The organism is Microbacterium sp. NRRL B-14842 (genome assembly GCF_050470785.1).
Window position 1 is genome coordinate 2,524,096 of sequence record NZ_JBFLUM010000001.1, and the last position, 18,998, is coordinate 2,543,093.

Annotated in this window: 18 protein-coding genes, 3 tRNA genes and 1 pseudogene; 11 read left to right on the forward strand and 11 right to left on the reverse strand. The window is 69.2% G+C overall.

Features of this window, described 5'->3' with window-relative positions; genetic code table 11:
* Positions 1-165 precede the first annotated feature (165 nt).
* A complete protein-coding gene (gene hpt / locus AB1285_RS12445; protein ID WP_187663213.1) occupies positions 166-717 on the reverse strand; it encodes a hypoxanthine phosphoribosyltransferase in 552 nt (183 codons plus the stop codon).
* A gap of 121 nt (positions 718-838) precedes the next feature.
* Between hpt and AB1285_RS12450 the strand changes: the two genes are divergently transcribed.
* Positions 839-1,429 carry a DUF937 domain-containing protein gene (locus AB1285_RS12450; protein WP_259953597.1) on the forward strand — a complete coding sequence of 197 codons (591 nt, stop codon included), beginning with the start codon at positions 839-841 and terminating at the stop codon, positions 1,427-1,429.
* Between the two features lie 26 nt (positions 1,430-1,455).
* Here AB1285_RS12450 and tilS read toward each other — a convergent pair whose 3' ends face one another.
* Positions 1,456-2,448, reverse strand: coding sequence for a tRNA lysidine(34) synthetase TilS (gene tilS, locus AB1285_RS12455; RefSeq protein WP_370428380.1), 993 nt, complete (start codon positions 2,446-2,448; stop codon positions 1,456-1,458).
* Between the two features lie 102 nt (positions 2,449-2,550).
* Here tilS and AB1285_RS12460 point away from each other — a divergent pair, with 102 nt between their 5' ends.
* Positions 2,551-3,042 carry an inorganic diphosphatase gene (locus AB1285_RS12460; protein ID WP_017204665.1) on the forward strand — a complete coding sequence of 164 codons (492 nt, stop codon included), beginning with the start codon at positions 2,551-2,553 and terminating at the stop codon, positions 3,040-3,042.
* Positions 3,043-3,124: 82 nt separating this feature from the next.
* Here AB1285_RS12460 and AB1285_RS12465 read toward each other — a convergent pair whose 3' ends face one another.
* A complete protein-coding gene (locus AB1285_RS12465; protein ID WP_370428381.1) occupies positions 3,125-4,474 on the reverse strand; it encodes a peptidoglycan DD-metalloendopeptidase family protein in 1,350 nt (449 codons plus the stop codon).
* 211 nt (positions 4,475-4,685) lie between these two features.
* Between AB1285_RS12465 and AB1285_RS12470 the strand changes: the two genes are divergently transcribed.
* The 3 genes from AB1285_RS12470 to AB1285_RS12480 all read left to right on the forward strand — a co-directional run bounded on the left by AB1285_RS12470 (position 4,686) and on the right by AB1285_RS12480 (position 5,004).
* A tRNA-Glu gene (locus AB1285_RS12470) sits at positions 4,686-4,758 on the forward strand.
* Between the two features lie 31 nt (positions 4,759-4,789).
* Positions 4,790-4,863: transfer RNA gene (locus AB1285_RS12475), tRNA-Asp, on the forward strand.
* Between the two features lie 68 nt (positions 4,864-4,931).
* Positions 4,932-5,004: transfer RNA gene (locus AB1285_RS12480), tRNA-Phe, on the forward strand.
* Between the two features lie 44 nt (positions 5,005-5,048).
* On the opposite strand, the gene AB1285_RS12485 is transcribed toward AB1285_RS12480, so the two are convergent.
* Positions 5,049-6,083 carry an alpha/beta hydrolase gene (locus AB1285_RS12485; RefSeq protein ID WP_370428382.1) on the reverse strand — a complete coding sequence of 345 codons (1,035 nt, stop codon included), beginning with the start codon at positions 6,081-6,083 and terminating at the stop codon, positions 5,049-5,051.
* Positions 6,084-6,118: 35 nt separating this feature from the next.
* A complete protein-coding gene (locus AB1285_RS12490) occupies positions 6,119-6,862 on the reverse strand; it encodes a phosphotransferase (RefSeq protein ID WP_370428383.1) in 744 nt (247 codons plus the stop codon).
* Between the two features lie 107 nt (positions 6,863-6,969).
* Between AB1285_RS12490 and AB1285_RS12495 the strand changes: the two genes are divergently transcribed.
* The gene (locus AB1285_RS12495; protein WP_370428384.1) at positions 6,970-7,407 is read left to right on the forward strand and encodes a hypothetical protein; all 438 of its coding nucleotides are present in this window, start codon (positions 6,970-6,972) and stop codon (positions 7,405-7,407) included.
* 3 nt (positions 7,408-7,410) lie between these two features.
* On the opposite strand, the gene AB1285_RS12500 is transcribed toward AB1285_RS12495, so the two are convergent.
* The gene (locus tag AB1285_RS12500; protein WP_370428385.1) at positions 7,411-8,256 is read right to left on the reverse strand and encodes a transposase; all 846 of its coding nucleotides are present in this window, start codon (positions 8,254-8,256) and stop codon (positions 7,411-7,413) included.
* A gap of 43 nt (positions 8,257-8,299) precedes the next feature.
* Complete coding sequence (locus tag AB1285_RS12505) at positions 8,300-9,625, reverse strand: VCBS repeat domain-containing M23 family metallopeptidase (protein ID WP_363444758.1); 1,326 nt, start codon at positions 9,623-9,625, stop codon at positions 8,300-8,302.
* Between the two features lie 166 nt (positions 9,626-9,791).
* Between AB1285_RS12505 and AB1285_RS12510 the strand changes: the two genes are divergently transcribed.
* The 3 genes from AB1285_RS12510 to AB1285_RS12520 all read left to right on the forward strand — a co-directional run bounded on the left by AB1285_RS12510 (position 9,792) and on the right by AB1285_RS12520 (position 12,263).
* Entirely contained in the window at positions 9,792-10,097 is a 306-nt protein-coding gene (locus tag AB1285_RS12510) for a hypothetical protein (protein WP_187663204.1), read from the forward strand.
* A 36-nt stretch (positions 10,098-10,133) separates the two neighbouring features.
* Positions 10,134-10,658, forward strand: coding sequence for a hypothetical protein (locus AB1285_RS12515; RefSeq protein ID WP_187663203.1), 525 nt, complete (start codon positions 10,134-10,136; stop codon positions 10,656-10,658).
* Positions 10,659-10,859: 201 nt separating this feature from the next.
* Entirely contained in the window at positions 10,860-12,263 is a 1,404-nt protein-coding gene (locus tag AB1285_RS12520; protein WP_280564746.1) for a cell division initiation protein, read from the forward strand.
* A gap of 64 nt (positions 12,264-12,327) precedes the next feature.
* Here AB1285_RS12520 and AB1285_RS12525 read toward each other — a convergent pair whose 3' ends face one another.
* The 3 genes from AB1285_RS12525 to AB1285_RS12535 all read right to left on the reverse strand — a co-directional run bounded on the left by AB1285_RS12525 (position 12,328) and on the right by AB1285_RS12535 (position 14,977).
* Complete coding sequence (locus tag AB1285_RS12525; protein ID WP_232089173.1) at positions 12,328-13,395, reverse strand: fatty acid desaturase family protein; 1,068 nt, start codon at positions 13,393-13,395, stop codon at positions 12,328-12,330.
* Positions 13,396-13,546: 151 nt separating this feature from the next.
* Complete coding sequence (locus AB1285_RS12530) at positions 13,547-13,825, reverse strand: hypothetical protein (RefSeq protein WP_370428386.1); 279 nt, start codon at positions 13,823-13,825, stop codon at positions 13,547-13,549.
* A gap of 195 nt (positions 13,826-14,020) precedes the next feature.
* Entirely contained in the window at positions 14,021-14,977 is a 957-nt protein-coding gene (locus tag AB1285_RS12535; RefSeq protein WP_370428387.1) for an intradiol ring-cleavage dioxygenase, read from the reverse strand.
* A gap of 367 nt (positions 14,978-15,344) precedes the next feature.
* Here AB1285_RS12535 and AB1285_RS12540 point away from each other — a divergent pair, with 367 nt between their 5' ends.
* Positions 15,345-15,959 carry a TetR/AcrR family transcriptional regulator gene (locus AB1285_RS12540; protein WP_187663198.1) on the forward strand — a complete coding sequence of 205 codons (615 nt, stop codon included), beginning with the start codon at positions 15,345-15,347 and terminating at the stop codon, positions 15,957-15,959.
* Between the two features lie 9 nt (positions 15,960-15,968).
* Here the strand turns inward: AB1285_RS12540 and AB1285_RS12545 are convergent.
* Positions 15,969-17,112: pseudogene (locus AB1285_RS12545) on the reverse strand (low temperature requirement protein A).
* 358 nt (positions 17,113-17,470) lie between these two features.
* On the opposite strand from AB1285_RS12545, the gene AB1285_RS12550 reads away from it, so the two are divergent.
* Positions 17,471-18,997, forward strand: a complete 1,527-nt coding sequence (locus tag AB1285_RS12550) for a sugar transferase (RefSeq protein WP_268777657.1) — start codon at positions 17,471-17,473, stop codon at positions 18,995-18,997.
* The last annotated feature ends 1 nt before the right edge of the window (position 18,998 follow it).

An 18,998-nucleotide genomic window follows, 5' to 3' on the forward strand; every position in this document is an offset into this window, starting at 1 on the left:
CGGATCAGCGTATCGCCTCCGTGCTAGGGGGCCGCTGTGCGTTCACCCACGGCGCAACGCTCCCGCCTCTGGGTCGCTGAGCTTGCCGAAACGTGGGTCGCTGAGCTTGCCGAAACGTGGGTCGCTGAGCCTGTCGAAGCGTGGGTCGCTGAGCCTGTCGAAGCGTCAGCTGTACACGTGGGGCGCCAGCACCGCGACGTCGCGGAGGTTGCGGTAGCGCTCGGCGTAGTCGAGCCCGTAGCCGACGACGAATTCCACGGGGATGTCGAAGCCGACGTACTTGCAGTCGATCTCGACCTTCGCGGCCTCCGGTTTGCGCAGCAGCGCGAGCACCTCGATCGACTCCGCACCGCGGGACCCGAAGTTCTCCAGCAGCCAGCTCAGCGTGAGGCCGGAGTCGATGATGTCCTCGACGATGAGCACGTGCTTGCCGTGCAGGTCGGTGTCGAGGTCCTTCCGGATCTGCACGACACCGCTCGACTTCGTACTGGCGCCGTAGCTCGACACCGCCATCCAGTCCATCGGCGCGTGGAACGGCAGTGCGCGTGCGAAGTCGGCCATGACCATGACCGCGCCCTTCAGCACGCCGACGAGGAGGAGGTCCTTGCCCTCGTAGTCCTTCGCGACCTGCGCCGCGAGCTCTTCGAGCTTGGCGTTGATCTCCTCCTCGGTGACGAGGATCTGTGCAAGGTCGTCCTGGATCTCCGCGGCGCGCATGGATCGATTTTAGGCGACGCGGCGGTGTGCTCCGGTCGCAGACGCGTACCCTCCCCTGCGCGACGACACCGCACTACTCTGACGGTGACGCGGGCGCACGCCCCGACGGAAGGAGATCCCCATGGCGACTCACGACATCCTCAGCCAGGTGCCCCTCGACGACATCGCGCAGAAGCTCGGAGTGTCGCGTGACGAGGCCAAGGTCGCGGTCGAGCAGGGGGGCGCCGTGCTCCTCGGCGGACTCGCGAAGAACGCGGAGAGCTCGGAAGGATCGGCGGCCATCGAGAAGGCCCTCGGCAAGCACCGCGGCGCGTCGAGCCCGGCGACGGTCGACGACATCGACCAGGAGGACGGCGAGAAGATCGTCTCCCACATCCTCGGCGGGAAGGAGAAGGAGGTCACGAAGGAGCTGACGGAGTCGAAGGCGACCCCGGGCATCGACTTCGGGAAGCTCCTCCCCATCCTCGCGCCGATCGTGATGGGTCTCATCGCCAACGCGACCAAGGACAAGACGGCGAAGGCGGATGCGGGCACGGAGGGCTCCGGCGGGATCGGCGACGTCATCGGCGGCATCCTCGGCGGCGGCGACTCGGGCTCCGGCGGCGGGTTGGGTGACGTGCTGGGTGGCCTCCTCGGCGGCGGCAAGAGCGGCTCCGGCGGCGGCATCGACCTCGGCGGGATCCTCGGCGGCCTCTTCGGCGGCAAGAAGTAGGACGTGACGCCGCCGCGGCCAGGGATTCAGCGGGTCGCAGCGGTGAACACGATTCGGCCGCCCTGGCGCACGGCGGCGCACCCCGGCAGGTCGATCGGCCCTTGACCCGACCAGTCGGTCACGAGGCGGGCGACCTCGATCGTCTGCGCACGGCTCAGGCTCGCCCCGAACTCGCTGTCGACCACGAGACGGATGATGCGGTTGCGCAACGCGGCGGGGTTGGCGGCGAGCGCGGCGACGCTCACGGAGATCCCGGCCTCGGCATGCTCGACGATGTCCTCGATCGTCTCGTGGATCATCTCGTCGAACGCCTCCGCGTCCTCCCGGAGCTGCTCGGCGGTGCGAGCCAGCGCCTCGGCGATGCCCGGGCCGAGCTGCGTCTCCAGCACGGGGAGCACGTGGTGACGCACCCGCACCCGCGTATAGCGGTCGTCGGTGTTGTGGGGGTCTTCCCACGGCTGCAGCTCCGTCGCGGCGCAGAAGGCGCGGGTGGTCTCGCGGCGCACGCCGAGCAGAGGGCGCAGCCAGCGGAGGCCGTGGTCGTCCTCCCGATCCGGCGCCATCCCCTGCAGGCTCGTCGCCCCGGAGCCGCGGGCGAGCCCGAGGAGGACGGTCTCCGCCTGATCGTCGAGGGTGTGGCCGAGCAGGACCGCCCGCGCGCCGATATCACCCGCCGCGTCCCGGAGCACGCGGTACCGCGCATCCCGCGCGGCCGCCTCCGGACCGCCGTCGCCGTCGACCTCGACACGGACGACGAGCGCCTCGAGCCCGAGCTGTCCGGCGATGCGTCCCGTCTCGGCGGCGACCTCGGCAGACCCTTCCTGCAGACCGTGGTCGACTGTCACCGTGGTCGCACGCACCCCCCGCTTCGCAGCCTCGAACGCGGTGGCCGCCGCCAGTGCGAGCGAGTCGGCACCGCCGGACAGCGCGACGACCACGGTCGAGCCCTCGGGCAGATCGGCGAGCGCGGTGCGCACGGCGAGGCGGATCTCGGCGACGGCGGGGGCGAGGGAAGGCATCCCTCCACGCTAGGGCACCGTCTCGTCCGTCACGGTTGGAATCCGCGGCCCCCGAGTAGGCTGGTCGGCGGCATCCAACCGATCTTCCTGAGGAGCACACGCATGGGCGCACACGACGCCGTCATCGAGATCCCGCGCGGCAGCCGCGTGAAGTATGAGGTCGACCACGAGACCGGGCGAGTGCACCTCGACCGCGTGCTCTACACGACCTTCGGCTACCCGGCCGACTACGGCTACTTCGACAACACGCTCGGCGAGGACGGCGACCCGCTCGACGTGCTGGTGCTGCTGGACCACGCCATCTACCCGGGCGTCGTCGTCGAGGTCCGCCCCGTCGCGGTGCTGAAGATGAGCGACGAGGCCGGCGGAGACGACAAGCTCGTCGCCGTGCTCTCCAAGGACCCGCGCTGGGCCCACATCCAGGACATCGACGACATCGCCGAGTACACGAAGAAGGAGATCGCACACTTCTTCGAGCACTACAAGGACCTCGAGCCCAACAAGTGGGTCAAGGTCGACGAGTGGGGCAACGCCGCCGAGGCGCAGCGCATCCTCGACGAGGCCATCGTCCGCTTCGGCGAGCAGGGTCACTGACCCGCTATGGGTCGCTGAGCCTGTCGAAGCGAAGACCCCCGGACGCCATGCATCCGGGGGTCTTCCGCTGTCCAGCCGTCCGTCAGACGGAGATGCCCTTGCTCGCCATGAAGTCGATGGGGTTCGTGTAGCGGCCGTTGATGTAGACCTCGAAGTGCAGGTGGCAGCCGAAGGAACCGCCGGTGTTGCCCGCATAGGCGATGACCTGGCCGGCCCGCACCCACTGGCCGTTCCGGACGGCGAACCCGCCGGGCTTGATGTGCGCGTAGCCCGTCGCGATGCCGCCGCCATGCTGGATGCGGACGTAGTTGCCGTACCCGCCGTTGTAGAAGGCCGCGTCGACGGTCCCGGAGTGCGCCGCGTAGATCGCCGCGCCGCAGCCGTTGGCGAGGTCGACGCCGTAGTGCCAGCTCGACGAGCAGCCGTTGGCGTTGCACTGCTGCGAGCGGGGGCCGTAGCCGGAGCTGCGGTAGCCGCCGTGCGGACGCACCCAGCCGCCGCTCCCCGGCGTCCCGCCGCCGCCGCTGTTGCCGCCGGCGTTCGCGGCGGCCTCGGCGGCTTCTCGGCGCTTGCGCTCCTTCTCGCGCTCCTCGACGCCTTTCTGGTAGCCGGCGACGGTGGTCGCGGTGGTGTCCTTCAGCGCGGCGAGCTGCGCCTGCATGGTGGCGAGGTTCGAGGACTGCTCGTCGAGCGCGGCCTGCGCGGCGTCGGCGGCCTGCTGCGCCGCGACCATCTTCTCTTCGGCGATCTTCTGCAGGCGGTCGCGCTCGTCACGGGCGACGACGGCCTGATCGCTGAGGGATTGTGCGGAGTTCCGCGCGGCGACCGCGTCGTTGTAGACGGTCTTGTTGTATTCGAGGAGCTTGTCCATGGAGCCGAGGCGGGCGAGGAGTTCGTCAGCGTTGGCGGCGGAATCCGCGAAGAACAGCTCCAGCGAGGTGTCGTCACCGCCGTTGCGGTAGAGCTGTGCGGCGACCTGGCCGGCCTTGCGGGCGGACTCGTCGGCGACGGCGGCCTGTGCGTCCGCCTTCTCCTGCAGGGAGTCGGCCTCGGCGATCGCGGCGAAGTAGGCCTGCTGCGCGTTGTAGAACTCGGTCGAGGCGACCTCGGCCGCGGCCTGTGTCTCGGAGACCTTCTGCGTGAGCGACTGGATCAGCCCCTCGATGCGCTTCACCTCTGCGGCTTTGGAGGCCTCGTTCTGCTTGGCCTTCTGCACGTCGTCCCAGCTCGGATACGACGCGGCGTGCGCGGCCGTGACACCGGACGAGATGCCGAACGCGCTGAGGGCGACGACGCTGAGCGCGCCGAGTCCGAGAGCGCCGCGGCGGCTGATCCCGTCGCGGAAGAGGGTACGGCGCTCCGCCGGGGTGGGCGCACACCCGCAGTCCGCGGATGCCGCGAGTGCCGCATCCTGCGTGGTCTTCTCGTTCACACGGCCCCTTCCGCCGGTTTCACAGATGCCACAGTAACAACAACTTTCACACCAGCACCAGACTCCTGGAACGGCGCGAACGGCATCCCCGGCTCCTCCATGGTCCCGCTCGAACACGCCCGGGGGAAGCGGGTTCGGGCCTCGATTCGCGATTTGCCCGGATGATCCCTTATGCTTGAGCGTCGGCAAGGAAGTCCCCCGGGACTGACTCGGCCCCATCGTTTAGCGGCCTAGGACGCCGCCCTTTCACGGCGGTAGCACGGGTTCGAATCCCGTTGGGGTCACTCCATCCGATACAATTGAAAACACCAGTATGGCCCTGTAGCGCAGTTGGTTAGCGTGCCGCCCTGTCACGGCGGAGGTCGCGGGTTCAAGTCCCGTCAGGGTCGCTCCGTGCGACGAGCTCTTTCTTCGGAGAGGGCTCTTCGTCTAGGACGCGGCAGCATCATCGCCGCGCGGCTCTGTAGCTCAGTTGGTAGAGCGTTCGACTGAAAATCGAAAGGTCACCGGATCGATGCCGGTCGGAGCCACACGGCTGATCATTACAATCAGCCCAGAAACCCTCGCCTAGCTTCTACATGGCGGGGGTTTTGCTTTCCCCCGCGGCGACCGCGTGCGGCAGCGCGTGGGTCACGAGGCTCACGAGGAATTTCCCCGGCTCCTCGAACATGCACAGGTGTGCGGAGTTCTCGAACCAGACGACGTGCGTCGCGGGCGCCGTCACGGTCTCCAGCCAGCGGGCCACCGGTCCGGTGGGCGTCGTCCAGTCGTGTCGTCCGAGGAACTGGAGCATCGGCACCTCGAACGCCGTCTGATCGCGGGCGTCGAAGCCGAGCAGGGCCGGCAGCACCTCGGGCATGGTCGCGCGCTGCCCGACACCGATGAGGCTCAGGTCGGCGTCCGTGTAATACGGGGACAGCTCCTGCGAGTCGGTGAAGTAGGCGAAGTCGGAGCGATACGCCGAGAGGCCGCCGTAGTACTGCGCCCATCTCCGGCAGGTCACGATGCGTTCGACGGTCAACGGCTCCTCGCCGGGGTACTCCCCGAGCGCCTGCAACTCGGAGATCGCCTGCTCGTTCCGGTCCGCGACAGCACTCTGCATCGCGTGGCGGAAGCTCTCCTCCTCGTTCTCGGGACCGGAGATGACCTGGCCGACGCCGATGTACGCCCACAGCAGGTCGGGGCACCGCTGGGCCAGAGTGAGACCGAGGACCGTCCCCCAGCTGTGCCCGAGGACTCCGACCTTGTGCACGCCGAGCTCCCGCTGGAGCCACGCGATCAGCTCCGCGAGATCGTCGACGTACCGGTCGACGCTGAGGTCCATGCCTTCGGATACTGCGCTCGCGGACTTGCCGCTCGCGCGCTGGTCGTAGTTGACGACCGTGAAGTACTCCTCCACGCCTCGTTGCCAGATCCACGACGAGGGCAGCGACGGCAGGGCCGGGCCGCCATGGCAGACGACGAGCACGGGGTTCCGTGTGCTGCGCCCGCGGATCGAGACGAACTGGGAGACACCGCCGAGGTCGACGTACGCCGTCCTGTCGATCGACTCCGGGTTCGGGATCCGGCAGAGATCCGCGATCACTGCGCGGCCGAGGTCGTCACTCATGTCGATCACCCTAGGAGAACCAGACATGCGGAACGTCACGCCAGCGCGCGCTGCCACACACCCCGATGCGCGGTGACGTAGTCGAGCACCGCCGCCCAGTGCGCCCCGTGACCAGTGCGGTACATGGTCCCCCACGGCTCGCGTCCCACCTCTGCGGACGAGCGCAGCAGATCGAGCATCGCCTGCGTGCGTCGGCGCATCATGTCCGGGAGCACCGCGAGCAGCTCCTCGTCGGCGCCGTATCCGTCGACGAAGGCTGCGAGGTCATCGGCGGAGCGCTGCGGGTCTCGGGCCGGATCCGGAAGCGCGAACGTCTGCGCGGAGAAGGCGAGATCCCACGAGCGGGTGCTCGGGGAGGCGCCGTCCCAGTCGATGAAGACCCAACGGTCGCCGAGCATCAGATTCCACGGCGCCAGGTCGTTGTGGCAGATGAGCTCCTGCGCGGGCGGCGAGAGGGGTGGTTCCCAGACCGCATCGGCAGCAGGGACGTACCGCGCCGAGACGTCATGGATCCGGCGGACCATCCCGCCCACGCGGCCGAGCTCGGCGGCGGAGAGCGGTGCGGCATCCATCGCGAGCGTGCCGGGGAGGAACTCGATGATCTGCCGCCCCTGCGGGTCTCTGCCGAGCGGCTCCGGCGCATCGACGCCGCCGTCCCGCAGCGCCTGCACATAGGCGATGACGTGCGGGGTCGCGGCTGTCCACGCTTTGCGGACGGTGTCCCCGACCCGCACGACGGGTCCGCTCGCATTGCCGCCCTCGAGGACTTCCTCCCGCATCCCCCGAGGCTATCGGAGGCGCCTTCGGCAGAGATCACTCCTCCGGGTGACGAGGGATACCTCCCCCGACTGACGCCCCCCGCGAGCCACGCCAGCAAAGTGGAGGTATGACACGACGACACCTCCTCCCCGCTGCCGCTCTGCTCCTCGGCGGCACCCTGCTGCTCGGCGGATGCGCCGCCGTGGAGGGTCTCGTACACAAGCAGTCGACCAGGACGTTCGATGACGTCGAGGCCTTCCGCGCAGACGCGCCGGTCGATGCGGACTGGGTTCCGGACGACGCGACCACGCTCACGCTCCGGACGTCGACCATCGAGGACGCCGACGACGCCGTCCTCCTGCTGGCGAGCACGACCAAACTGCCGGAGGACTGCGTGGAGACGGAGCGGACCTCCGCCCCGACCTGGACTCTGGACGATGCCCCCTCCGCGTACGAGGCGAGCACCGTCTTCGTCTGCGGCGACTGGAGCGTCATCCCGTCCGACGACGGCTGGTTCGGATGGACGCCGAACTCCGACGAGGAGAAGACCGCCGCCCGACGCTGACGCTCAGAGGTCGTCGAGGGCCTCGCGCGCCGCCTGCACGGCCTCGGCAGCGGTGTCCTTCTTCTCCACGGCCGCGGTGCGCCTCTCCTCCGCGGCGGGACGGTCGCGGTCGACGCGGTCGGCCTCCTGACGCAGCTGCTCCAGCTGCGCTTCCAGCTCGGCGATTCCGTGGGCCAGCTCCTCGGCGCGGTCGTGCAGCGCCTGCACCGCCTCGTCCTCCTTCGCGAGGGCGCGCTCCGCCGCCGCGAGGTCCTTCTCCGCAGCAGCCACCCGACGTTCCGCGTCCCGACGTTTCCGGCGCTCCTGCAGTTCGTCCGGTGGACGCGGGGGTTGGGGCTGCAGTGCGGGGAGCGTTCCGGCCACCGCGTCGCGGATGTCGTCCGCCGTGCCCGAAGGTTCCAACGTCCGCACGAGACGTCCGGACGCCACGGCGGCCGCCGCGTCCGGGTCGAAGAACGCCGCGGAGATCGTCTGCTCGACCGCATCCCGCGTCGCCGCCGTCACTCGTTCTCCGCGGGAGCCCGCGAGGTCCGCGGCGGTCTCTGCGAGCCGCCGGGTCAGCGCGCGCCGCTCCCGGCCGAGCTTCGCCAACGCCGCAGCGTCCAGATCCGCCTGCGCCTCGCGCAGCTCCGCCGCCAGCGCCAGGGCCTCCCCGAGCTGCGCGGCACGCTCCTGCGCGAAGACGTTGACGACCCAAGCAGCCACTGCCGGCTTGCGCAGCGCCTTCACCTCCGCGGCGAGCGCGCGATCGTCGAGGTCTTTCGCCCGCGCATTCCGGGCGGCCGTGAACTCCTCGGGCGGCCCGGCGTAGAGCGCCGCCGCGATGTCATCGAGGGTCGGAGCGGCCATGCGCCCACGATACGCGTCGGCGGGGGACGGTCACGCGACGGGGCTATTCGATCGCGAGGTAGTCCGCCGCATCCGAGGCCATGAGGATCCTGGTACCGAACCCTCCGGCGCCGTTTCCCGGATAGAGATAGAGCTGTCCTGCGGCCGTGCGCGCGACGAGGTCTGCGCGGCCGTCCCCGTTGTAGTCCGCGCCGCCGGTGACCTCGGTGATCTCCTGCCACCCAGTCCCGGCCTGACGCCAGGTACGCAGGCCCGACGCGCCGGTGTAGAGCCTCAGCACGCCATCACCGGCGACCCCGATGAGGTCACCCCGTCCGTCCCCGTCGAAGTCTCCGGCGACGAGGTAGTGGAAACCCTCCCAGCCGTTGCCCACGGTGACGTTCGGAGTGCGGAAGCCGCCCGCCCCGTTGCCGGGGAAGATCACGAGGGTCCCGGTCGGGGACACCCCGATGACGTCCTGCCGTCCATCCCCGGTGAAATCCGCACCGGATGTGACGTGACGCATTCCGTACCACCCGGCTCCCGGGGTGGTCGCTGCGCGGAAGCCGCCGGCACCGTTCCCGGCGTAGAACTCCAGGGCGCCGTCGGAGCGCGCCACGAGGATGTCCGCATGGCCGTCTCCGTTGAAGTCCGAGTGGGTGATGTGCCGTCGGGAGTTCCCCCACCCGCCTCCGAACAGCGTGGTCGGGCCGGCGAGGCCGCTTCGGCCGTTCCCCGCCCGCAGCCGGAGGTCCCCGTTGCCCGCGACGACGAGAAGATCGGCCTTTCCGTTACCGGTGAAGTCAGCGGTATCGATCCCCGCCGAATCGCTGGCTCCGAGACCGGGGAAGAACAGCGGGATCGTCCCACCTCGCGTGACGTTCGACAGGCAGGTGAAACCCTGGTTGATCTGGGAGTAGACCTTGCCGTTCAGCCACACCTCGAAGTGCAGGTGGTAGGCGGCGGAGTTGCCGGTGTTCCCGACGACGCCGATCTGCTGCCCGCGCAGGACCTTCGTGCCCGGTGCGTACCAGCCGGATGCCGCCATGTGGGCGTACCGGGTGACGTAGCCGCCCGGGTGCTGCACATCGACGTAGTTGCCGTAGCCGCCGTTCGACGTGCGGCTCTTGATCACACCGTCGTACGCCGCCAGGATCGGTGTCCCGCCGTTCCGGGAGATGTCGATGCCGTCGTGCGCGCGATAGTTGCCGAGGCAGCCGTCTCCGACCTTCGACTGGATGTTGCCCGAGGCCGGATAGACCATGTAGCCGTCGGAAGCGGCGACCGCGGAGCCGGTCGTGGTGAGGGCCGGCACCAGGGATCCCAGCACGATCGCGAGCACGGCGACGATCCCGATGCGACCAAGACGCAAGCGGGACGTGCGCTTCATCTCGAAGTTCTCTCTTGCTCGGCGGCCCCAGGGGACGTGGTGTCCTCCGCGGTCACCGTACCAAGGGCGGGCGTCCCGCGACGCGAACGCCACCCCCTTCGCTCCCGTTCCGCTGCTCTCGCGCCCCGGACGGGGTGAGACCCCGGAGGGGTGTACCGTCAGCATTATGGGAAGACTCCGGTACGACGGGCACTCGGATCCGATCCTCATCGACGATGAGACGCTCGCGCATCTGAAGATCGTCATCGCCACGAAGCTGCGCCGACAGGAGAGCTTCATGATGACGTGGCGGCCTCTCGAGGGCGGCATCGACCGGCGGGCCAGCGTGTGGATCCACCCCGCCATCCCCCTGCAGTTCGGCTTCGACGACGCGGAGCCGCCAGCGGTGGACCCGCACCGCATCCAGCAGATCGTGCAGGCTCTCAACGCCTCCGGCGATCTTCACCTGGACCACCTCACCGACCCGCGCTGACGCGCTCCGACGTCCGGTACGGAAGGGGCGCTGCCCGTGGACACCGCAGTGATCCCGGCTCTCTTCGTGATCATCCTCGGCCTCATCGTCGGAGCGGCGTTCCTGCGGGGGTGGGTACGGCGCAGCGCGTCCTCCGCGGGACAGCGTGCGGGCGATCGGTACACCGCTGCCCGCACGGAGGAGATCCTCGCCGATCTCGGTGCCACGCTGGTCGTCCGTGACTCCCCCACAGCCGCGGCCGAGATCGTGCGCACGGTCATCGCGGACCGCGGCACAAGCTTCTCTCTGCTCCCCGACGACGCACTGGGTATCCGCTTCGTGGAACCGGACGACACGGTCGCACGACTGGTTCCGGGTCCCGAGGGAACGCTGTTGCGCGTCGAGACCTTCCGCGAGTACCTCGGCTTCCCGCAGACCGCGCCGCTGTGGCGGGAGCTGCGGGCCCTGGTGGCCGCGGAGGCCGCTACCCGTCAGATCGAGGTGGCCGACGGACCCGTCTCCGTGTTCGAGCGGGGCCCTGTGCTCGACGACCGCAACGCGCGCTGGTTCCGCCAGGCCTGATCAGCGTTCACCGGCCCCCGCAGATGGGGGTCACGATTCTCAGGCGACGCAATTAGGCTAGACGCGCGCCGCGCCCCGCGGGGACTCGGATGACGACCCGGTCGTGGCGCATGCCGGAGGCCTCCTCCTCCGTGCTTGCGATCCCGTCCACGGAAACGAAGTCCGCTTCGTGTCGCGGACACGCCAGAAAGGCTTGAACCCATGAGCGAATCCTCGGGCACTCCCCGCGACGACGAGCGGTCGCCGGACTTCTTCGATCAGCTGATCGAGACGAATCCCCGCGACACGTCGCCCTCATCCTCGGCCGCATTCACCATCGGATTCCGCGGCTACGACAAGGGCGAGGTCGACGCCGCGCTCGCATCGATGCGGGCCCAGCTCCAGCAGGCGGCCGACGAGGTGGCCGAGGCGAAGGCCCGCGAGGCCGAGTCCGTCGACGCGGTCAAGGCGGAGGAGCGAGAGGCACGGGAGGCCCTCGAGGCCGAGCTCGCCGCGGCGAACGCCAAGGCCTCGGACGCGGAGCAGCAGGTGGCGACGCTCACCTCCGAGCTCGTCGACATGCCGCAGGCCGACGGTGAGGAAGCGCCGTCTCGCCAGCAGTTCGAGGCGATCCTGCGGGTGGCCGAGGAGCAGGCGAACGTCCTCATCCAGAACGCCGCCGTGCAGGCCGACCGCCTGATGACCTCTGCCCGCGAAGAAGTCGCCGCGCAGCGCGCCGAGGCCGAGGCGGATGCCGAGCGCATCATCTCCCAGGCTCAGCGCGACGCCGACCAGGTGCGACTGAAGATGGAGACCGAGTACACGGCCCATGAGGCGCGCATCGAGCGCGAGGCCGCACACGCCGCGGAGAAGGTCAGCCAGGCGTCGCAGGAGGCCACGGCGATCCGCACCGAGGCCGAGAAGGGGGCCGCCGCGCTGCGTTCCCTCGTCACGCGCGAGACCACCCAGCTGCGGGCGGACGCCGAGCGCGAGGTACGCGAGATGAACGCCCGCGTGCTGGAGTTCGAGGAGACCCTCACCCGCCGGCAGGACGACGCGCAGCAGGAGTTCCTGGTCCTCCACAACCAGGCCGTCGCCCACGCCGAGCGCATCACGACCGACGCCAACGAGCAGGTGACGGCCTCGCTGGAGCACGCCCAGCGCATCTCCGCGAAGGCCGACGGCTACGAGAAGCTCATGCGCTCGCAGGCGCAGGCGATCGAGGCCGACGCACAGGTCCGTGCGCGGGACATCCTCGAGCGTGCCCGCGTGAAGTCGCAGAAGATCGTCGATGCGGTGACCGGGCACACCTCCACCGTCCTCCGCGACGCCGAGGACCGAGCCCGTCAGCTGCGGTGGCAGCAGCAGCAGCTCACCAGCTTCATGGCCGAGGTGCGCGAGCTCATCCGGCCCGACGGCATCTTCAGCGACGACAGCCTCCCCACGGAGATCGCGGTGACAGAGGCCACGATCGACGAGGACGACGACGAGAACGAGGACGACGTCGTCGAGGCGTCCGTCGAGAGCTTCCGCGGAGACGAGGTCCTCGACGACGAGCTCGACGACGATCGTCCGCTGGAGAAGATCACGATCGACGTCGTCGAGACGGACGACTCGAAGCGCTGATCCGCGCGGATACGACGAAGGGGCGAGCAGCTGTCTGCTCGCCCCTTCGTCGTCTCCGTGTGCGTCAGGCGCGACGGAGCTGTGCCGCCGCGGGGCAGTCGAACGGGTCGCGCGCCGCCAGGCCCACCCGGTTCAGGTAGGCGATGACGATCGCGTACGAGCGCCCGAGACTCGTCTCCGTGTACGGGATGCCGTTGGCGGCGCAGTAGTCGCGGACGATGCCGCGCGCCTTCGACAGGTGCAGCCGCGACATGTTCGGGAAGAGGTGGTGCTCCACCTGGTGATTGAGGCCTCCCATGAGCCCGGTGACCCACCACCCGCCGCGGATGTTGCGCGACGTGCGCACCTGCTTCGAGAAGAAGTCGAGCTTGGCGTCGGGCGCGATGACCGGCATGCCCTTGTGGTTGGGGGCGAAGGATGCGCCCATGTAGACGCCGAAGACCGCGAGCTGCACACCCAGGAACGCGAAGGCCATGCCGACGGGCAGCAGGAGGAACAGCGGCACGAGGAGGACGGCGAACCGCAGCACGATGAGTCCGAGCTCGATCCAGCGACCCTTCACGTTCTTGCGCGTCATCAGGTGCTTCAGACCCAGGAAGTGCAGGTTGAGCCCCTCCAGCGTCAGAAGGGGGAAGAAGAGCCAGCCCTGCTTCCGCGTGATGAGCCGGACGATGCCACGCGACTGTGCCGCATCCTCCTCCAGGAAGGAGATGGTGTCGACCTGGATGTCAGGGTCCTTGCCGACCTGGTTCGGGTTGCCGTGGTGGCGGGTGTGCTTGGAATCCCACCAGTGGTAGCTCATGCCGATGATGCCGGCGAGCACGCGGGCCAGGCGGAAGTTCGCCGGTCCTGTGGAGAGGATCTGGCGGTGCGCGGCCTCATGCGCGAGGAACGCGACCTGCGTGAAGACGATGCCCAGGGCGGCGGCGATGAGCAGCTGGAACCAGCTGTCACCGAGGAGCAGGAATCCGGCGACGCAACCGGCGAAGGCGACGACCAGCGCGGCGCCGACGAGCGAGTAGAACACGGGCGTCCGCTGCAGGAGGCCGGTCTCCTTCACGACCTGCTGCACGTCCCGGTAGGCCCGGGCGAGCGGCGGGAAGTCCGCGTTGCCGGCATAGGTCTGACGCACGGGCCCCAGAGTGGCGGTGACGGACGGGGAGGGTGAAAGGGAGATGATGCTCTCCTGCCGATCGGGAGCCCTTGAGCTGAGGTAGCCAAGGGCGGATGCCGATCGCTGTGGCCACACTAACCGCGCCCGCATACGCGAGCCGGCATACGAGTCAGGCTCGCGCCCGCCGCATGCGCCGACGGCGGGGGCGCGGGCGAGACGGCGACGCCGCTGCGCGCTTCGGCTCGTTCGCCTCGGCGAGCGCACGGAAGGCGTCGTCGAGGGAGGGGAAGGATCCGAGATCGGTGCCACGCTCGTCCCGCAGTCGGTGCGCGAATCCGTCGAACTCGACGAATCCGGCGAATTCGCCGTTCCGGGTGGCGACGTGCACGTCGACGTCGGCCTGCTTCCAGGTGAGAGGGGTGGACGGAGGGATGGTGGTGGTGCTCATGCTCATGCTCATTGCTGTGGGGCGGGCGCGCTGTCGCGCTCCGCACGTGAAGAGACCGAGGGCGGATTCCGCGCGCGTCGATGTGCGTGGTCCGTGGATGGCCCTGATCAGTGGCGACGAGGCGGCCGAGAGGGGGCGAAACGCACACGTTGCACGATCAGTTTAGCAGATCCACGGAACCACGCTCCGACGACCTCAACTTCCCGGTGGGCGTCCGCTCCCGCTCCCGCCCGGTGCGGAACCGGCGCTCGGGGCGGTCGTGGTGTCGACGCCGATCACGAGCGTCGCCGTGTAGCCGCCGGCGACGCTCCCCGTCGTCGTCGCGAGTTGCGATGCCCCGCCGTCGTCGCCGAAGACGTTGTCGGAGGTCAGCGTGATCCGTGCCAGGTTGTCCGCCGATCCGGCGTATGCCGTCTCCGCGTAGACCGCTCCGCAGGCGTCTTCGGGCAGCGCGAGCTGGGATGTCGCGATCGCGTTCGATGCTTCGGTGATCGACGCCGCGTCCGGGTAGACCTCGAAGTGGATGTGGGGCCACCGCCCCGAATAGCACCCGGGGAACACGGACGTGAAGGAGACCCTGCCGTCCTCGTCAGCGACCTGCACCCCTCGGAGATAGGAGACGTCCTCGAGCCCCGACGAGTAGAGCGAGTACTCCCCCTGGGCGTTGCAGTGCCAGGCGTACACGGCGACGCCCGCGAACGGCCCCCCTCCGTTCGCGAGGTCGAGGATCTGCAACTCGAACGAGAGCGGGACCCCGTCCGCGGTGGCACCGCCGTCGATGGACGAGCGGATGTCCTGGCGGATGATCCCCGCCTCGTCGAGGACGTCGGGACCGTTCGAGCCGTCGCCCGGGTAGGGACCGGCGGTCTCATCCGGGATCTCCGTGATCGCGGAGTCCGATGCGGTGGCGCCGGCGCTGGGCGTGGGCGTGGCGGTCGTCGACGACGAGCCGGTGGCTGCCGGGGCGCAGGCGGCGAGGACGACGGCGCCGAGGCCGAGGCCGCCGCCGATCAGGAGCCCGCGGCGGCTCATCAGCGTCCGGAGATCGAAGGCGACGCCCTGGTCGACCACCTCTTCGTCCGCGCGATCCAGCGGTCGTCCTTCGTACATGGGCCCCTGCGGCGTCGACGTCGGTTCGGGGATTCGGCTCATGATGTGCTCCTCTCGAGCGTGGGCGGCGTTGCCCCCGATGCTCGACGAGTGAACAATCAGGGAGCTATGCGCGACCGATGAGGAGCCTAGAAGCGGGAGCAGAGCGGAGGATGCGGGGACATCGCTCCGCTCTGCAGCGCTGGCGCTCGAAGAACTCGGCGGACAACGCAGGGCCGGGGCGATGGGGGAATCGCTCGCGCGGCCACGAAGACGGCCGGCATGCAGGGGACATGCGCGGCCGTGGCGCATCCAGTGCAACACGCGGCTTGGCACCTGTCAAGTTTTTCCTGGACGTCTGTCCAGATCCGCGAGAATGCCATAGCATTGCCCGCACCGATCCCGAAGGGGACGAGACCGGGGGCACAGCATGACGACGGCGACCAAGCGGGCGGAACGCGCAGGGGTGGACAAGTTCGCGATCCGCCGGCGAGCGCTGGCCGAAGCGGCGCTGGAGGCGATCGCCGAGCGCGGGTTCGCCAGGACGGGACTCCGCGAGATCGCCCAGCATTCGGAGCTCTCGCACGGAGCCCTGCACTACTACTTCACCGACAAGAACGACCTCATCGCGGAGGCCGTGCGGATCTCCAAGGGCGGGCTCGGTGACCGCTACCTCGCCGTCATGGAGGAGGCGGAGACCGCGGAGGACCTGGCGGCCGGCGCCGCGGAGGAGCTCGCCAGGAGCGTGCACGACGACGCCCGCCTGCACCGGCTCTGGTACGACCTCCGCAATCAATCGCTGTTCGAGTCCGGCTTCGGCGACACGATCGCGGAGGTCGAGGCGGACCTGCAGGAGGCCATCTGGCGCGTGGTCGAGCGCTACTCCGAGCTGCGCGGTCGGCCCTGCCGCTTCACGCCGCTCTTCGCGTATGCGCTGACGGACGGCATGATGCAGCACGCCCTCATCCGTCACCTCCGCGGTGACACCGAGGCGATCGCGCGCCTGCGCGTCGAATGCCTGGACCTGTTCGCCGCCAGCGTCTGACCGCGGCGCTCAGGCGTCCGTCGCCGCGGCGCCGCGGGGAATCGGCGGCCGCATCACCAGCACCGCCACGATCCCCACCATGACCGCTGCCGTCAGCGCCACCGGCACGGGCACGAACGGGTCGAGCAGGACGAGCAGCGCCCCCACGGGGATGACCGTGTTGACGACGCGGTCGGCATTGTCGCGGATGGCGACCCACCAGATCCCGATGAGGAACACCGCGATCGGGATGGACACCGTGAAGGTGGCCGCCACGGGAGCGAGATGGCTCTCCCCCGTCATCACGTCCAGCTCCACCTCGATGCCGGCGGAGAAGGCCGCGGCCGCCGCGAAGACGAAGTAGTGCGTGTAGCCGTAGCGCAGCGAACGGCCGAGAGTGGTGATGGCCCGGTGGTGGGGCGGCCAGAAGTAGATCCACCACAACGCCGCCGTCACGACGAAGGCGAGGGCCGAGATGGCCAGGAGCGGACCCAGGGCCTCCACCTCGTCCAGCGCGTCGATGATCGCGTTGGCGGAGGCGAGGAGGCTCTCGCCGAGCACGATGAGAGTGAACAGACCGTAGCGCTCCGTGATGTGGTGCGGATGCCAGGGTGTCTGGTGCCGGCGCTCGGCGAACACCGGGACCGCGATCTCGATAAGCGCGAAGACGACGAAGGCCGCGAGTTGCATGGGGCCGGACGGGATCAGCAGGAACAGAAGCCACAGCACCTGCACGACGGCGATGCCGAGGGCGTACCGCAGAGCGACGCGCCGGAGCGGGCCCTCGTTCCGCGAGGCGCAGCCACTGCGCCACCACCGCGATCCGCATGACGACGTAGCCCACCACGGGGAGCGTGAAGTCGCCCTCCTCGAAGGCCCCGGGGATCCCGGCGGCGAGGATGAGGACGCCCGCCATCTGGACGAACGTGGCGATCCGGTACGGCCAGTCGTCCGTGTCGAACGAGGTCGCGAACCAGGTGAAGTTCATCCACGCCCACCAGATCGCGAAGAAGAGCATCGCGTAGGAGGTGATCCCGTGGAGGAAGTCGCCGTGGCTCAGCGCGTGATGCAGCTGCGCCGAGGCGATGCTCACCGCCACCACGAAGACGAGGTCGAAGAAGAGCTCCAGCGGACTCGCGGCCCGATGCGGCTGTCCGGGGCCGCGCGGCCGCATGGGCTGCAGACGGAAGCGAGGACTCGATGTCGGGTGCGCGGTCACCGCGACAGACTAGCTCCGGGTGCACCCTCGCATGCGGTATTCCGGAACGGGTTTTCACTCACCCTCGGGAAGCGCTTCCGTCAGGCGGCCGAATCCGCTACAGTGATGACCGTCTGCAGTGCCTGCTGCACGCCTCGTCGGTTTGGGACGACGAGGACACCTTCTCGATGTGGGATCGCGAAGCTTCAGCAGGACCCGAGGGGTCGGGACGCAGACGTGTCCGTGAACGTGGGGTTCATGGTCTGGGGAAAACTGGGGAAACGATGGCGCACTGGGGTTATCTGCGTACATTCACGGCTCAAGGGGCCTCGGCATGACTTCCGTCGAGGATGCTCTGAGCATCGCTCGTACGGGTTTCACGCCGATCACGGCTCCGCGGGCGACCGCGTCGGTGACGCATGCGGCGAGCACGCCGCGTGTCTCGGCGACGCTCGAACGACGCCTGCAGTGGGAGCGTCGCTATCGGATGCGGCTGCGGATCACGGATGCGGCTGTCATCCTGATCGCCGTCGCACTGACGGCGGCGGTCCAGCTGCTCACCGGCGTCACGGTGATCGAGGCCGTGCGCAACGCCGCATTGCTGGGTCTCGCCTGGTACCTGATGCTGTCGGCGCTCAACAGCCGAGCCGCCGCCATCTTCGGGTCTGGGGCCACGGAGTACCGTCGCGTCGCGCACGCGGCGGGTCTCGCCTTCGGCATCACCGCCATTGCGGGCGTGCTCCTGGAGTGGGAAGGGCTGCAGCCGCTGTTCTTCATCGCGCTCCCGGTCGGCATGCTCGGTCTCCTCTTCGCCCGCTGGGCCTGGCGTCGCTGGCTGCAGCGGCAGCGCCTGTCCGGACGGTTCGCGTCGAGGACACTGGTGGTCGGCGCCACCGAGGACGTCGAGTATGTGATCGACTCCCTGCAGAAGGGCGGGGAGAACGGCTACCACGTCGTGGGGACGACGTTGCTGGATCGCAATGCCGGCGCGCTCAGGATCGGGGAGAGCATCTACCCGGTCGTGGGCGATCTGGACACCGTCGCCCCCGCGGCGGCACAGCTCGGGGCGGACACCATCATCGTGGCGAGCCGCCCCGAGGGGTCCCCCGACTTCGTCAAGCAGCTCAGCTGGCAGCTCGAAGGCACGGCCGCCGAGCTCGTCCTCTCGAGCCGCCTGACGGACGTCGCGGGTCCTCGCATCTCGCTCCGCCAGGTCGACGGCCTGCCGCTGATCCAGGTGAAGATCCCGACCTACGAGGGCGGCGTCCACCTGCTGAAGCGCGCCCTCGACGTACTGGTGGCCGCCATCGCGCTGATTCCGATCGCGCTGCTCACACCTGTGCTCAGCGCTCTCATCAAGCTCGACTCTCCGGGGCCCGTGTTCTTCTTCCAGGAGCGTGTCGGCCGGGACGGCCGTACGTTCAAGATGGTCAAGTTCCGTTCCATGCGCACCGACGCCGAGAAGCAGCTCGCGGCGCTGAAGGACCACAACGAGGGCGCCGGCCTCCTCTTCAAGATGAAGGACGACCCCCGCGTGACCCGCGTCGGGAAGGTGCTGCGCAAGCTGTCGCTGGATGAGCTCCCGCAGTTCTGGAACGTGCTGGTCGGCGACATGAGCGTCGTCGGTCCGCGGCCGCCGCTGCCCAGCGAGGTCACCGCTTACGACGGCACCGTGTTCCGCCGCCTGTACATCAAGCCCGGGATCACGGGTCTGTGGCAGGTCTCCGGACGCAGCGACCTGTCGTGGGACGAGAGCGTGCGGCTCGACCTGCGCTACGTGGAGAACTGGTCCGTCATGAACGATCTGCAGATCATGTGGCGCACCGCGAAGGTCATGGCGCAGCCGAGCGGGGCATACTGAG

What these genes read in the sequence shown, in the direction of transcription:
- tilS (WP_370428380.1), bottom strand. Translation starts at nt 2,448, where the DNA reads ATGCCTTCCCTCGCCCCCGCCGTCGCCGAGATCCGCCTCGCCGTGCGC.
- AB1285_RS12530 (WP_370428386.1), bottom strand. Translation starts at nt 13,825, where the DNA reads ATGAGCACCACCACCATCCCTCCGTCCACCCCTCTCACCTGGAAGCAG.
- AB1285_RS12540 (WP_187663198.1), top strand. Translation starts at nt 15,345, where the DNA reads ATGACGACGGCGACCAAGCGGGCGGAACGCGCAGGGGTGGACAAGTTC.
- AB1285_RS12550 (WP_268777657.1), top strand. Translation starts at nt 17,471, where the DNA reads ATGACTTCCGTCGAGGATGCTCTGAGCATCGCTCGTACGGGTTTCACG.
- AB1285_RS12505 (WP_363444758.1), bottom strand. Translation starts at nt 9,625, where the DNA reads ATGAAGCGCACGTCCCGCTTGCGTCTTGGTCGCATCGGGATCGTCGCC.
- AB1285_RS12490 (WP_370428383.1), bottom strand. Translation starts at nt 6,862, where the DNA reads ATGCGGGAGGAAGTCCTCGAGGGCGGCAATGCGAGCGGACCCGTCGTG.
- AB1285_RS12535 (WP_370428387.1), bottom strand. Translation starts at nt 14,977, where the DNA reads ATGAGCCGAATCCCCGAACCGACGTCGACGCCGCAGGGGCCCATGTAC.
- AB1285_RS12485 (WP_370428382.1), bottom strand. Translation starts at nt 6,083, where the DNA reads ATGAGTGACGACCTCGGCCGCGCAGTGATCGCGGATCTCTGCCGGATC.
- AB1285_RS12500 (WP_370428385.1), bottom strand. Translation starts at nt 8,256, where the DNA reads ATGGCCGCTCCGACCCTCGATGACATCGCGGCGGCGCTCTACGCCGGG.
- AB1285_RS12450 (WP_259953597.1), top strand. Translation starts at nt 839, where the DNA reads ATGGCGACTCACGACATCCTCAGCCAGGTGCCCCTCGACGACATCGCG.
- AB1285_RS12510 (WP_187663204.1), top strand. Translation starts at nt 9,792, where the DNA reads ATGGGAAGACTCCGGTACGACGGGCACTCGGATCCGATCCTCATCGAC.
- AB1285_RS12495 (WP_370428384.1), top strand. Translation starts at nt 6,970, where the DNA reads ATGACACGACGACACCTCCTCCCCGCTGCCGCTCTGCTCCTCGGCGGC.
- AB1285_RS12520 (WP_280564746.1), top strand. Translation starts at nt 10,860, where the DNA reads ATGAGCGAATCCTCGGGCACTCCCCGCGACGACGAGCGGTCGCCGGAC.
- AB1285_RS12460 (WP_017204665.1), top strand. Translation starts at nt 2,551, where the DNA reads ATGGGCGCACACGACGCCGTCATCGAGATCCCGCGCGGCAGCCGCGTG.
- hpt (WP_187663213.1), bottom strand. Translation starts at nt 717, where the DNA reads ATGCGCGCCGCGGAGATCCAGGACGACCTTGCACAGATCCTCGTCACC.